Annotated in this window: 11 protein-coding genes; 8 read left to right on the forward strand and 3 right to left on the reverse strand. The window is 65.2% G+C overall.

Features of this window, described 5'->3' with window-relative positions:
* The first annotated feature begins 35 nt into the window (after positions 1-35).
* Together EB835_RS03840 and EB835_RS03845 are read left to right on the forward strand one after the other, a co-directional pair.
* On the forward strand, positions 36-2,027 hold the full coding sequence (locus EB835_RS03840) for a siderophore-interacting protein (RefSeq protein WP_135808133.1): 1,992 nt from the start codon (positions 36-38) through the stop codon (positions 2,025-2,027).
* Between the two features lie 97 nt (positions 2,028-2,124).
* Positions 2,125-3,141, forward strand: coding sequence for an ABC transporter substrate-binding protein (locus EB835_RS03845; protein WP_168216626.1), 1,017 nt, complete (start codon positions 2,125-2,127; stop codon positions 3,139-3,141).
* A gap of 13 nt (positions 3,142-3,154) precedes the next feature.
* Here the strand turns inward: EB835_RS03845 and EB835_RS03850 are convergent, their stop codons facing one another.
* Complete coding sequence (locus tag EB835_RS03850; protein ID WP_135808135.1) at positions 3,155-3,610, reverse strand: Lrp/AsnC family transcriptional regulator; 456 nt, start codon at positions 3,608-3,610, stop codon at positions 3,155-3,157.
* Between the two features lie 375 nt (positions 3,611-3,985).
* Here EB835_RS03850 and EB835_RS03855 point away from each other — a divergent pair, with 375 nt between their 5' ends.
* The 6 genes from EB835_RS03855 to EB835_RS03880 all read left to right on the forward strand — a co-directional run bounded on the left by EB835_RS03855 (position 3,986) and on the right by EB835_RS03880 (position 12,092).
* Positions 3,986-4,762 carry an electron transfer flavoprotein subunit beta/FixA family protein gene (locus EB835_RS03855; RefSeq protein WP_135808136.1) on the forward strand — a complete coding sequence of 259 codons (777 nt, stop codon included), beginning with the start codon at positions 3,986-3,988 and terminating at the stop codon, positions 4,760-4,762.
* Between the two features lie 11 nt (positions 4,763-4,773).
* Positions 4,774-5,751, forward strand: a complete 978-nt coding sequence (locus EB835_RS03860; RefSeq protein ID WP_135808137.1) for an electron transfer flavoprotein subunit alpha/FixB family protein — start codon at positions 4,774-4,776, stop codon at positions 5,749-5,751.
* A 1-nt stretch (position 5,752) separates the two neighbouring features.
* Positions 5,753-8,242, forward strand: a complete 2,490-nt coding sequence (locus EB835_RS03865) for a cytochrome b/b6 domain-containing protein (protein ID WP_135808138.1) — start codon at positions 5,753-5,755, stop codon at positions 8,240-8,242.
* Positions 8,243-8,575: 333 nt separating this feature from the next.
* A complete protein-coding gene (locus tag EB835_RS03870; protein ID WP_205749860.1) occupies positions 8,576-9,925 on the forward strand; it encodes an MFS transporter in 1,350 nt (449 codons plus the stop codon).
* 65 nt (positions 9,926-9,990) lie between these two features.
* Positions 9,991-11,244, forward strand: a complete 1,254-nt coding sequence (locus tag EB835_RS03875) for an aminopeptidase P family protein (protein WP_135808139.1) — start codon at positions 9,991-9,993, stop codon at positions 11,242-11,244.
* Positions 11,245-11,393: 149 nt separating this feature from the next.
* A complete protein-coding gene (locus EB835_RS03880; protein WP_135808140.1) occupies positions 11,394-12,092 on the forward strand; it encodes an IclR family transcriptional regulator in 699 nt (232 codons plus the stop codon).
* Positions 12,093-12,169: 77 nt separating this feature from the next.
* Here the strand turns inward: EB835_RS03880 and EB835_RS03885 are convergent, their stop codons facing one another.
* Positions 12,170-13,294 carry a YkvI family membrane protein gene (locus EB835_RS03885; RefSeq protein WP_135808141.1) on the reverse strand — a complete coding sequence of 375 codons (1,125 nt, stop codon included), beginning with the start codon at positions 13,292-13,294 and terminating at the stop codon, positions 12,170-12,172.
* A gap of 229 nt (positions 13,295-13,523) precedes the next feature.
* Positions 13,524-14,177, reverse strand: a complete 654-nt coding sequence (locus EB835_RS03890) for a GntR family transcriptional regulator (protein WP_135808142.1) — start codon at positions 14,175-14,177, stop codon at positions 13,524-13,526.
* Positions 14,178-14,335: the final 158 nt, after the last annotated feature.

The following is a 14,335-nucleotide window of genomic DNA, read 5'->3' on the forward strand; positions in this document are numbered from 1 at the left end:
TGTTTCATACGTCAAGAACCCTCGGAGCTGAATACATGCCGCGTACTTCCAGGCCTCTGCAGGTGCTGCCGATCATCCTGCGCGAGGTGGAAGTCACCGGCATCGCGGACATCACCCCCAATATGCGACGCCTGACAGTGGCCGGCGATCAATTGGCGGAGGCTGATGTCGACGGGATGGCACGGCCTGCATTCCGCTCCGAGGGCTTCGACGATCACGTGAAACTCGTCATCCCGCCGCCCGACGGCACCGACTTCGACATCGGCGAGCAGGAGGAGTTCCGCTTCAAGTGGAACCGTGAAGCCCTCAACCGCGCCCGTGACTACACCGTCCGCAGCGTCGATCCCGAGAACAACTCCTTCACCTTCGATGTCGTCCGACACGATTCCGGTCTCGCCTCGGACTGGGCCTTCGGCGCTGCGATCGGTCAGCGCATCAGCTTCGCAGGGCCGAAGACCTGCGCCGGCCTGGCCGACGGCATCGACTTCAACCTCCTCGTCGCCGACGAGACGGCGCTGCCCGCCGTCGGACGGTGGCTCGAAGAGGCTCCTGCAGGCACCCGCGGCCACATCATCGTCGAAGTCCCCACCGCCGACGACATCCAGGACATCCCCACCGAGGCGGACGTCGAGATCGACTGGCTCATCCGCGGCTCTACAGCTCCGGGCGAATCGACCCTGCTGTATGAAGCCGTGAAGAACCTGGACCTGCCCGCAGGTCGCACCTTCGCGTGGTGCGCGGGCGAGACGCTGACCATCGCACCCATCCGCCGCTATCTGCGCCGGGATGTCGGCCTACCCAAGGAAGACGTCGAGGTCGTCGGCTACTGGCGGAAGCTGCCGGCAGAGCGCCGCGCCGAGGTCGGCAGTCACACCGTCACTGACCAGAGCCCCGTCGCCGACCGCAGCACCATCGCCGAGGCGGCCGCCCCCACTTCTGGTGCGTCTCCCGCCGCCGGCGCCCCCACGTCCGGCACCGTTACTGCTATCGTCAGCTCCCCTGGCTCCATGGCCGGGACCTCCTCCACGGATGGGACCGGCTCCACGGACGGCGCAGCCGCCTCGGCGAGCCCCGAATCCTCTCTCGACGTTCTCGAACAGGTCCATGAGATGACCGAGATCCTGCCCCCGATCATCACCCGCGCGGCCGTGACTTTCGGCCTCAACGACCTCATCGCCGGAGGCATCACCACCGCTGAGGCGATCGCGGCCGAGACCGGCATCGACACTGACGGCATCCGCGTCGTCCTCACCGCGATGTGCTCACTCGGACTGCTCGAACGCGAGGGTGAGGGCTACCGGAACACCCCGACCGGTGCGGTGCTCACGAGCGAAGGCTCGGCCGACGGCCTCGACCTCGGGGATTCGGCGCTGCTCGATCTCTTCTCCATCGTCGATCTCATCGACGTCCTCCGCGGCGGGTTCGCGGCCAGGACCTCGCGAGCCTCGGCGACGCAGGCGCTGACCTGGCACGACCAGCGTGCCGCCGATGAGAACCTCGATGCAGCCCACCGCAGCCGCACCCTCGACCACCTCCGATACGTCCTCGACATCATCCTCGACCTCGAGCCCATCGCGACCGCGTCGAGCGTCGCCCTGACCGGCGATGCCGGCGCCGAGGTGGCCGCCGCCCTGACCCGGAAGGCACCCGAATCCGGGCGCACCATCCACACCCCCGCCGCCGCCGCGGCGCTGACCGGCGAACAGGCCTGGCCGAAGGTCGAGGCGACCCTCGTCCTCGCGGGCCTGACCGGTCGCTCGCGGGTCGAGGCCCGCGGTCTGCTTGCGCGCGTGATCGAGAACAGCGACAGCCTCGTCGTCGTCGAACCCTTCACAGACGAGGCCGAAGTCGACGACCACCAGGCCGAAGAGCTCGTGGCCACCTTCACCACCACCGGCCACGCCTCATGGACGAGCCGCGAGGTGCGAGAACTCCTCGTCGAGCTCGGAATCGCCTCCGTCGATGTCGTCGACATCGGTTGGGGCTTCGGACGATTCCACCGCGCCGTCATCGCCGGCAGACGCTGAGTCCTGGCCGACGCCGGCAGACAGATTTCCACCGTGGAACCGAACCATCGGAACTGATCGAGCCGATGGTTCGCCTGACAGAAAGACACAGGTTGGCATGAGAATCAATGGCATCAGAGGTGCCGTGGTCGCAGGTGCCGCAGGCTTGGCGCTGCTTGCCGGCTGCGGAGGCGGCGGCGACGCGGAGGCCTCTGGCGAGGCTTCGAACGAGACGCGCACGGTCACCGACTCGAGCGGGACCGAGGTCGAGGTGCCTGCCGACCCGCAGAGCATCGTCACGCTCCACTACGCGGCGACGGAGACGCTCATGGACCTCGACTTCCCGCCCGTGAGGCAGGGTGCGTTCGTGGAAACGGGCGTGCCGGAAGAATGGGTGGACCAGTTGGGCGAGATTCCGGTGGTTGCTCAGGAGGAGCCGGATCTCGAGAAGATCGCCGAGGCGGAACCCGACCTCATTCTGTCGCCGAATACGCAGGAACCCGAGATGATCGAGCAGCTGCAGGAGATCGCTCCCGTCTACCAATTCACTCTGCGCGGCGGCGATCGTGGGAAATGGAAGCAGCGCGTCGAGGAAGTCGCCGAGGCGATCAATCGATCCGACGAACTCGAAGCGCTCGACAGCGAGTTCGAAGCCGAGCAGAAGCGGATCGCCGATGAGTACGCCGATGTCACGAAGGGCACGACGATCGGCGCGGCCTCATCATTCGAAGACAACTCCGCCTTCCTGTGGGGCAGTGAGAACATGCTCGGCACCATCCTCAGCCCGCTCGGCTTCGACTGGTCGGCTGACGAGGACACGATGGTGGAGAAGTACGGCGAGGCCGCGCAGGGCGGCAATAAGTCAGGAAAGGTCGAGCCGGAGGCACAGATCTCCATGGAGGTCCTCGACAAGAGCCTGAGCGATGCCGACATCATCTTCGTCAACTCCGATCTGCGCGGTGACTACGACGAGCTGACCACGACGCTGACGGAATCGGCGGTGTTCAAGGAGCTGCCCGCGGCCGAGGCCGGCCATGTCTACCCGATCGGCAAGGCAACGATCGCCGGCTACTCCGATGCGGAATACGGACTGAAGATGGCGGAGGAGGCCCTCCAGGAGTACCAGAAGGACTGATCAGCTTCGTGACTCAGCCGGATCCGGGCCGGTGCCCTTCCGCCTCGTCGAGGATGAGCAGCGACCGGGAGGACACGACGCCGGCGACTTCGTGGATCCGGCGCAGGATGACCTGTGAGAGCGCCGTGTTGTCCGGAGCATTGACAGTGACCAGGGCGTCGATGTCACCGCTGACGGCCTGCACCTTCTCGACGAAGGGCAGGGCGGCCAGGTCATCGCGGACCTGCGGCCACGGACGCTCGCCGATCTTGACGACGACGACCGCGGTCACGGTCATGCCGAGGGCTCCGCGGTCCACCTCGGCGGTGAATTTCCTGATCGCACCCGATTCGATGAGGGTGGTGAAGCGCTTATGCGCGGCGGAACGGGAGATATGGACGCGTTCGGCCAGCTGGCGCACGCTCAGGCGCGAATCCTCGACGAGGGCGGCGATGATGCTGCGGTCGATGTCATCGAGGTCGAATGCCACGGGGCGCTCCTTCACCGTTGATGTTCGCGTCCTGCCCGCCCGAACCGAAGCGGTGTCGGTCGGGAGAGGTCGGTCTGACCGCATGCTCACGGCCTGACCCCATTCTAGGGCCCCGCCCCTGCACGGGAGGTGTCGCCGCCTCGGCGCGGGGCCGCTCCTTCTTCGGCGCGAAGCCTGCTTGGGGTATTGGACAAATTCTGTCGATCGTTCGTACAGTAACGAGCACGTCTGTGGTTCCCAGCACGTACCATGGATCGTGGACACATGATCGGTTCCGTCTGGACCCGGTCAACGGACGGAAATCAGCCACCTGTAGATTATGAGACGAAAGTCTCATTGCAGCTGGAGCTGCTTCACGAACCTAAGGAGTCATCCTTGAAGATCGCGGTGTTGGTCAAAGAGGTCCCGGATACCTACGGCGACCGCAAACTGAACTTGGAAACCGGGCTCGCCGATCGCGGTGCCTCGGAAGCCGTCCTCGATGAGATCGGTGAGCGCGCCCTCGAGGTCGCACTGACCCAGAAAGACAGTGACGGCGACACCGAGGTGACCGTCATCTCGATGGCACCGGACACCGCGACCGCGACGATCCGCAAGGGCCTGGCCATGGGTGCGGACAATGCTGTGCACGTGGCTGATGAAAGTCTGGCAGGAGCCGACCTCGGTCTCACAGCCGAGGTGCTCGCCGCCGCCCTGCGCCGCGGCGAATACGACCTCGTCGTCACCGGGAACGTCTCGACCGACGGCAACGGCGGAATGATCCCCGCGATGCTCGCCGAGCACCTCGACTACCCGCACGTGACCGGTCTGTCGACCGTGGAGCTGGCCGACGGCAAGGTCGCGGGCACTCGCGGCGTCGAAGGCGGCCAGCAGCAGGTCTCGGCCGAACTTCCGGCCGTCATCTCCATCACCGAGGCGCTGCCCGAAGCCCGTTTCCCGAACTTCAAGGGCATCATGGCCGCGAAGAAGAAGCCCTTCGAAGTCATCAGCCTGTCCGATCTCGACATCGACGCCGAGGACCAGTCCGTGGCCCGGTCGATCATGGTCACCGTCGCCGAGAAGCCGCCGCGTGAGGCCGGCGAGAAGGTCGTCGACGAAGGCAATGGCGGAGTCGAACTCGCCGAATACCTCACCAAGAACCGTCTGGCCTAAGGAGAATCGTCATGTCAGAATTCCCGCAGGATTCCATTCTCGTCGTCCTCACTGCCGATGCCGAGGGCCAATTGGAGAAGCCGGCCGCCGAACTGCTCGGCGGTGCCGCTGAGATCGGCTCGCCTGTCGCCCTCGTGCTCGCCGCCGGCAGCGCCGACGCCGCTGCCGAGAAGGCCGCCGAACTCGGTGCCACCGCGACACTGACCGCTGCAGTCACCGAGGGCAACCTCGGCACCGCGGCCGTCGACGCCGTGGCCGCAGCCGCCGAGCTCACCGCTCCCGACGCCGTTCTCGTGCCCAATACGCTCGACGGGCGTGACATCGCCGGCCGCTATGCCGTGCGCAGCGGATCGGCTGTATCCGTCGACGCCACCGGACTCGAGCGCGACTCCGAGGGCATCGTGGCAGGCCACTCCGTCTACGGCGGCGGCTACACCGCGTCGTCGGCTCCGACCTTCGGTGCCCCCATCGTCACCGTGCGTCTGGGCGCGATCGAAGCCCGCGCCGAAGCGCAGTCGGCGAACACGCAGGCCCTCGATGTCGCCGATTCGGGTAAGCGCTCTGCAGCGATCGATTCGTTCGAAGCCGTCGTCGAGACTTCCTCACGTCCCGAACTGCGCGGTGCGCAGAAGGTCGTCTCCGGTGGCCGCGGTGTCGGCTCGGAGGAGTCCTTCGAACTCGTCGGCGATTTCGCCGACACCCTCGGCGCTGCCGTCGGTGCTTCCCGTGCGGCCGTCGACGCCGGCTACATCGCGCAGTCGCACCAGGTCGGTCAGACCGGTGTGTCCGTGTCCCCGCAGCTCTATGTCGCGCTCGGCATCTCCGGTGCGATTCAGCACAAGGCCGGAATGCAGACCTCGAAGACCATCGTTGCGGTCAACAAGGACGGAGAAGCCCCGATCTTCGACATCGCCGACTTCGGCGTCGTCGGCGACCTGTTCAAGGTCGTTCCCCAGGCCATCGAATCACTGAACGAGAACAAGTCCTGATATGGCAACCTATTCCAGTTCGCTGCGCTCGGGTCTGCCCCGGGTCGAAGGCGGAGACCCCTGGCCCCCGGAGGGCACCATCGGCGAGCCCTTGGAAGAGGGTGCGTCGTGGCTGCCGGAGATATCCGACACGGAGGAACTGGATGAAGGTTCCCCCGCCGAGGCGGTCGAGTCCGATGTGACCGACATCGAGGAACCGACGGAGACCGCCGTCTCCGCTGACGCCGAAGACACTGCCGACGATTCGGATGACGCTCCGTCGTCTGGTGCCGGTGTCGCAGCGGGAGCCGGCGCGGCCGGTGTCGCCGCGGAGGCCGAGGTGCCGCTGCGCCGCGGTCTGCCGCGCGTAGAGGGTGGAGAGCCCTGGCCGCCGGAAGGCTTCGCTCCTGCCGGAGTGAAGGCCGCTGGTGCGGCTGCCGCACCGGCCGGAGGACCTGCGTCCGCCGAGGATGCGGGTGCCCCTGCCGAGGACATGACCGGCTCAGCCGAAGAGCCTTCTGCCGACGATTCGACTGAGGAGTCGAGTTCCGCTGTTCCGGCTGCCGCGGGTGCCGGGGCGGGAGCCGCTGTCGGTGCTGCCGCAGTCGCATCCGATTCGGATGACGAAGAGGCCGCCGACACCGAGTCCCGTGCCCCCGAATCCGCCGCAGCCGGTGCCGCCGAGGTGCCCCTGCGCCGCGGCCTTCCTCGCGTCGAGGGTGGAGAGCCCTGGCCGCCAGAAGGCTTCGCGCCCGCAGGCGTCAAGGCCGCAGGGGCATCCGCTGCTCCAGCAGCGACCGCGCCCGCTGACGAGGTTGCGGACGAATCCGCTGCGCAGGGTGATTCTGCCGAAGCAGCTTCGGCAGACACTTCCTCTGAATCCTCTCTCGCAGCTCCCGCAGCTGTCGCCGCAGGAGCCGGTGCTGCTGGTGCCGCAGGCGCCGGAGCGGTCGCGGCTGGCTCGAGCAGCTCGGGCTCCGGAGAGCTCTCCGATGTTCCGCTGCGCCGGGGACTTCCGCGCACCGCCGGCGGAGACCCCTGGCCACCGGAAGGCTTCGCACCTGCGGCGGCCGCCAAGCCTGCTGCCGGCGCGACCGCCTCTTCGGCTGACGCGCAGTCTGCTGAAGCCGCAGGCTCTGATGCTGACAAGCCTGCCGAAGACGCACAGTCCGAAGCAGCCGCGAAGCAGGAATCCAAGCCGACAGCTGCAGCCGCCGGAGACGACGCAGACAAAAAGCCTCAGGGCCGACGCACCGGAATCGGTGGAGTCGGTGCCGGTGCGGCAGCCGCAGGTGCGGGAGCTGCCGCCGGCGCAGGTGCCGCCGCAGCGGGAGCCGCCTCGGCGAGTTCGGAGAAGTCCTCCGACGCGGACGAGAAGAAACCCGCTCAGCGCCAACCCATGGGCAAACCCGCGGCGAAGACCGCGGACAAGCCTGCCCAGCGCAAGCCGATGGCCAAGCCCGCCGCGAAGTCGGCGGAGAAGCCTGCGGCCCGGACTGCGGAGACGCCTGCCGCGAAGTCCACGGCCTCCGCGAAACCGGCTGCGAAGTCGACGTCTTCTGGTTCGGGCAGCGCCGCCTCGGCGAAGCCTGCAGCGAAGAAGGAACCGGTCATGATCGGTTCGAAGTCGCTGGGACAGTGGTCCAAGCTCGTCGGGCTGGGACTCGGCGGTCTCATCGTTGTGGCCGGGATCCTCATCCTCGCCGCGCGCGGTGTCACGACGCTGCCGGGTGTGCCGGAGTTCCTCGAACGCTACCCGGGCGAGTACCACATCCCCGAGTTCGTCGATCCGGGCTTCCCGGGCTGGGTGCGGTGGACGCACTTCCTCAATATCTTCTTCATGGTGCTCATCATCCGTTCGGGTCTGCAGGTGCGACACCAGCAGAAGCCGCCGGCGTTCTACACCCCGAAGAAGGGCGGGAAGAAGGTCAGCATCAACCTCTGGCTGCACACGGGTCTCGACCTGCTGTGGCTGGCCAATGGTGTCGTCTTCGTCGTGCTGCTCTTCGTCTCCGGACACTGGGCGCGGATCGTGCCGACCAGTTGGGAAGTCTTCCCGAACGCACTGTCGGCGATGCTGCAGTACGCGACGATGGAATGGCCGATGGAAGATGCGTGGGTCAACTACAACGCGCTGCAGCAGCTGATGTACTTCATCGTCGTGTTCATCGCCGCACCGCTGGCTGCGATCACGGGTGTGCGGATGAGCGAATGGTGGCCGAAGGACGCTTCGAGGCTGAACAAGATCTACCCGGCGCCGTTGGCTCGGGCGATCCACTTCCCGACGATGCTGTTCTTCGTGTTCTTCATCCTCGTCCACGTGTTCCTCGTGTTCGCGACCGGGCTGCGGCAGAACCTCGGCTATATGTTCGCCGGCACCGACGTGGTCGGATGGGCCGGGCTCATCTGGTTCCTCGTGGCGATGGTCGTGGTCGTGGCCGGGTGGTTCGCGGCCAGGCCGCTGCTGCTGGCCCCGATCGCGAACCTGTTCGGGCGGGTCTCGAGCAGGTAGGCGATACTGCGCGGTCTACTCCGTGATGTGGTGAAGGCCCCGTGCGACGAATATGTCGCTCGGGGCCTTCTGCATGTGCAGGAGCCTTTCGTGTCCTGGCGCGCTTCGAGCCTGTGCATTTTCCGATTCGATGCACCTCCGATTCGATCCATGAGCGAAATCGTGTCTGCTGTGGTTCGACACCGGCGGTCAATCGTTCGGTGGGAATCCCTTGACCCGAGGCATGGAGCGCCATAGTCTGGGATGCAACGCAGTTGTAAAGAATGCAACATGCTTGGACGGCCACCAATATTGATTGGTGCGCCGGCACCGCTCACGATGATGGAGAAGACAATGAAGTCCGACCTCGCTCCAGAGAACAACGACGCGGCGAAGACGGAAGAGCCGTCGCCCACCCAGCCCACACTCGAGCAGAAGCGCACCCTGCGGCGCGTTGTCTCCGCGAGCTTCGTCGGCAACTTCGTCGAATGGTTCGACTACGGCGTCTACGGCTACTTCGCGACCACGATCGCGATCGTCTTCTTCCCCGAGTCCGAAGGCAACCTCGCGCTGCTGTCGACCTTCGCGGTCTTCGCCGTGTCATTCGTCGTCCGTCCCGTCGGCGGTTTCATCTGGGGACACATCGGCGACAAAATCGGACGCCGCTCCGCGCTGTCCGTGTCGATCCTCATCATGTCGGTCTCCACCTTTGCGATCGGACTGCTGCCGAGCTACGCCATGGCCGGGCTCTTCGCCCCCGTGCTGCTGCTGCTCGTCCGGCTCGTGCAGGGCTTCTCTGCGGCCGGCGAGTATGCAGGCGCCTCCGCCTTCCTCGTCGAATACGCTCCTCCCCGCCGCCGCGGCCTCTATGCCGCGGTGGTCCCCGCCAGCACCGCGACCGGACTGCTCCTCGGCTCGGTACTCGCCGCGGTCCTCTCGGCCACGCTCAGCGATGGCCAGCTGGAGAGCTGGGGCTGGAGGCTCCCGTTCTTCCTCGCCGCCCCCATGGGACTCATCGGCCGCTACATCCGGACCCGTCTCGAGGACACCCCGGCCTTCCGCGAACTCGCACAGCAGGACGAAGTCATCAAGGCCCCCGTGTTCGCGATGTTCCGCGACCACTGGCGTCCCCTGCTCATCTCGATGTGTGCGGTGCTGCTCAACGCGGTCGGCTTTTACGTCGTCCTCACTTATATGCCCACCTACCTCACGACCGAACTCGGCTACGAGGCGACCGAATCTTTCATCGCTACGACCATTGCGCTTGTGACCTACATCGGGTTCATCCTGCTCACCGGACTCGCCTCCGACCGGTTCGGTCGCAAGCGGATGCTCACCATCGCGTCCATCGCTTTCATCGCACTCACAGTGCCCGCGTTCATGCTCCTCGACGCCGGCAGCTTCACCGTCGTCGTCCTCGTCGAGATCGGGCTCGGTGCGATGCTCACGCTCAACGACGGCACACTGCCGAGCTTCCTCGCTGAGATGTTCCCGACGAAGATCCGATACACCGGATTCGCGGTCAGCTTCAATGTCTCGAACGCACTCTTCGGCGGCACGGCTCCCTTCATGGCGACCCTGCTCATCGGCCTGACGCATTCGAACTTGGCCCCCGGCTGGTACCTCATGGCCGCGGCCGCTGTCTGCCTCGGCGCGGTCATCTGCGCCAAGGAGACCTTCCACAAGCCCCTGCGCGAAGTCTGAGACCGCGCGGAAACACACCCAGCAGCCCCATTGGGACAGCTGTGCAGAACGAATAGGAGAGAACAATGACCACCTTTGCCGACAACGCCTCCACCGCTGACCTCGACCGCCTCAAGGTGCTCCACAACGGCTCGAAGACGCCGCTGACCTTCACCGACGCAGAGATGGAACGCCGACTGACCGGGCTGCGAACGATCATGGCTGAGAAGGAACTCGACGCCGTGATCCTGACCTCGTATCACAACATCAAGTACTACTCGGACTTCCTCTTCACCTACTTCGGGCGCTCCTATGCGATGGTTGTCACCGCCGACAACACCGTGACAATCACGGCGAACATCGATGCGGGTATGCCCTGGCGGACCAGCTACGGCGAGAACATCGTCTACACGGACTGGCGACGTGACAACTACTACCATGCGATCCAGGAAGGTCTCCGCGAACGAGGCATCACCGCGCCGCGCCGCCTCGGCGTCGAGGACGACAACCTTCCCCTGGACAACCGCAACCGACTGCAGGCAGCCTTCCCCGAGGCCGAACTCGTCGACATCGCCCAAGCCTCGATGCGGCAGCGGATGATCAAATCGGACGAAGAGATCGAGGTGATCAAGCACAGCGCCCGGATCGGTGACCTCGGCGGTGAGGCGATCAAGACCGCCATCACCGAGGGCATCAGCGAATACGAACTCGCCCTCATCGGCACCGAGGCGATGATCCACGAGATCGCGAAGACCTTCCCCAGCCAAGAGATCAGGGATACCTGGGTGTGGTTCCAGTCGGGAATCAACACCGACGGTGCACATAACTGGGCGACGACGAGGAAGATCCGCAAGGGCGACATTCTCAGCCTCAACTGTTTCGCAATGCCCTCGGGCTACTACACGGCATTGGAGCGGACCCTGTTCTACGGCGAGCCCGACGAGCGGTCGCTCGAGCTGTGGAACGTCAATGTCGAGGTGCACAAGCGCGGGATCGAGCTCATCAAACCCGGCGCCGTGTGCAAGGACATCGCGGCCGAACTCAACGAGATCTACATCGAGCACGGCCTCTTCGGAAATCGCACCTTCGGATATGGGCACTCCTTCGGCGTCCTCAGCCATTACTACGGTCGGGAGGCGGGCCTGGAGCTGCGTGAGGACATCGACACCGTGATCGAGCCGGGCATGGTCATCTCCATGGAACCGATGATCACGGTGCCGGAAGGTCAGCCCGGTGCCGGCGGGTATCGGGAGCACGACATCGTCGTCGTCGGTGAGCACGGCTCCGAAGACATCACGAAGTTCCCGTTCGGTCCCGACCACAACATCATTCCGGCCTGAATCTGTCGAGGACAAGGTTCCAGTGTCACGACAGTGACCGATGGCGCTGCTCTCGGTTCCGTGGACGGGGAGAGCCGAGAATGGGAACTCTGCTCTCCCCGACCCCGTGGCAGCAGGCCGGGGTCGGGGAATGGGAATAAGGTGAGAGCATGCCTCGCACCAGTTCGAATTCTGAGTCCACGGGCCGCGGTGCCTCGGTCATCGAGAACACCGTGGCGATTCTGCGTTGCTTCTCGCCCGACCGGCAGGAGCTCGGTGTCACCGAGATCGCCCCACGCGTGGGGCTGCACAAGAGCACGGTGTCCCGCATCCTTGCCTCGCTCGAGCAGGAAGGGATCGTCGAGCAGGTGCCGTCCAAGCAGTATCGCCTCGGCCTCGGAATCATCGCTATCGCCGGACCTCTGCTGGCCGACCTCGATGTGCGACGTGCCGCTTACCCGATCCTGCAGGCCCTGACACGTGCGACTTCGGAGACGAGCGCACTGATGGTGTGGGACGGGGCGGAAGCGATCACGGTCGAACAGATACCGAGTCCCCAGCCGGTCAAGCACACCTCCAGTCTGGGATCACGGTATCGGACGGATGGCAGTGCCTCGGTGAAGGTCTTCCTCGAGGCCGCGGACGGTGAAGAACGGACCGACGGGGCCGCCTATGCCCTCAATGATGCCGAGACCTCACCGAACGAGGTCGGCATCGCCGCGTCAGTGCGCGACCACCGAGGCGCGGTCGTCGCCGCGGTCCTCATCGCAGCGCCGAAGTTCCGCACCGATGCGAAACGGGTCGCCGAACTCGGGGACCACTGCGTCCAGGCCGCGCAACGGATCTCCCAGCGTCTCGGCGGACGTTAGAGCAGCGAATCCCGCCTTCACCGGCGCCGCAGCGACGGTGAGAGCGGGACGACGAGTCGCCTCGGTGACGGAAGGGCTCAGACCTTGCTGCGGGTGGCAAGGTGGCGGATGGTGCGGATGATCATCAGCGCCAGGAGCACGATGCCGACGTAGCCGTTGATGACGTAGACGACGTTGACCATCTGCGAAAACGGCAGGACGAGGCCGATGACCGTGCCGAGGGCGGCGAGGCCGATCGTCAGGTACTTGAACTTCTTCGTCTTGTCGTCGAAGAAGCGCGCCGAGACCGTCCACAGCAGCGGGATGGCCGTGGTGTAGATGCCGGCGAGGATCATCACGGAGATGAGGGCGCCGATCCACGGGCCGAGGTCACCGGCGAGGACGAGCATGGGGATCTCGGCGTCATAGACCTGCGCCATGTTCGCGAGCAGCCCGAGCCCGACGACCATGCACGCCAGCGAGAACGCGATCCCGCCGACGAGGCCGCCGGCCGTGGCCTCGCGACGGTTCTTCACGGTCTTGCCGAGGGCCGTGAGGAAGGCGGCGAGCCAGAGCATGCAGAAGCCGACGTAGGACAGGCCGAAGAGGAGCCAGTTCGACGAGGCCTGGGTGACGTCGAGGTTGGGCAGCATCGCGTTGCCGGTCGAGATGCCCTCGGGATCGCGGACGATTCCGTAGATACCCAGTGCAATCGCCACGATGACGATGATCGGGCCGATCTTGCCGATGACGTCGACGAGGCTGGTCAGGCCGAACCACACGGTGAGTCCGACGACGGCGGCCAAGGCGATTCCGCCGATGAACTTCGAAAACCCGTAGTACTCCTCGAATACGGCTCCGGCTCCGGAGATCATCACGGTGAAGCTCAGGAACACGAAGAGGATCGAGAAGTAGTCGAAGAACGTTCCGAGGTACTTCCCGCAGTAGTGGTAGAAGACGCCCGAGGGCTTCTCGAACTGCTCACGCCGGCCGGTGAGGAAGAACTCGACGGCGACATAGGAGATGAGGATGAGGACGATCGAGCCGGTGCCGAAGACGCCCCAGAACCCATAAGAGGCGTAGTACTGGAGGATCTCCTGGCCGGTGGCGAACCCGGAGCCGATGAGGAAGGCGATGATCGCCCCGGCGTAGGTGATGACCCGCAGGATGCTGGTCTTCTCGGTGGTGGCCAGGTGAGTGGTGGTGGAGGTGTTGTCTGCCATGTGTTCCTTCTTCGTTGAGGGTCAGGTCAGAGTCGGTCGGCTGACGGCGTTGCCATGCGCAAAGGCGACCGTCCAGTCCAGATCTTTCAGATCAACAACTGATATGTCAGTCGTTGGAGAGACTATCGTGCGGATGTGATCCAGTCAACATTATGTGATCACGCAGGTGGCGGGTGGTTCTTCGCGTGCTGCGGGGTCTAGGCGCTATCGAACGTGGCCGCTGTGCAGGCTAGGTGAGTGCGGACCGGATGGTGGCTTCGAATTCGCGGACGTGCTCGCCTGCGTGGGAGGCGACTTGGTCTTCATCGCCGGAGAGGATGCCTTCGAGGAGGCCGATGTGCTCGCGGATGTGGCCGATGAGGTCGGGGATCCGCGGCAGCACGAGGCACCAGATGCGCGTGGCGAGGTCGTCGAGGTGGACGAGGGTCTCCTGCAGGTGGAGATTGTCGACCGCGCGGTAGATGAGGCGATGGACGCCGAGGTCGCGCTCGATGAGCGTGCGCGCATCCTGCTCGGGGTCGAGGTTCTTGATCGCCGTGATCGTTTCGGCGAACTCCGCGCGCAGTTCGGGCGTGATGTTCCGAGCGGCCCGACGGGCGGCGATCGGCTCGAGCGCCTCGCGCATCTCGGTGATCGCGGCCAGGTCCGTGAGATCGACATTGCTCGCGAAGGTCCCGCGCCGTGGGTACGAATTGACCAGATGCTCACCTTCGAGCCGCTTGAGGGCCTCGCGGATCGGCGTCCTGCCGACGCCAAGCTCGGCGCTCAGTGATGCCTCGTTGATCGCGTCACCGGGCGCGATGTCGAGCATGATGAGTCGGTGACGAAGCACCTCGTAGGCGTGTTCGGCCAGGGAGGACTTGCTGTCGAGGGTCTCGGCCATCGATCTCGGCTCCTCTCTGCGCTCTCAATACAGCCGCCGAAGAATTCTCGTTCCAGGCATTGCACTTCTCAAGTTCCGCGTTCTAGACTACAGGAACGCATCTGATATATTAGTTGACGATCAACCCGAATAAAGGGTTCGTCGGCCGATCGAAGGAG

This window comes from Brevibacterium sp. S22 (genome assembly GCF_004745485.1).
GTDB lineage: Bacteria > Actinomycetota > Actinomycetes > Actinomycetales > Brevibacteriaceae > Brevibacterium.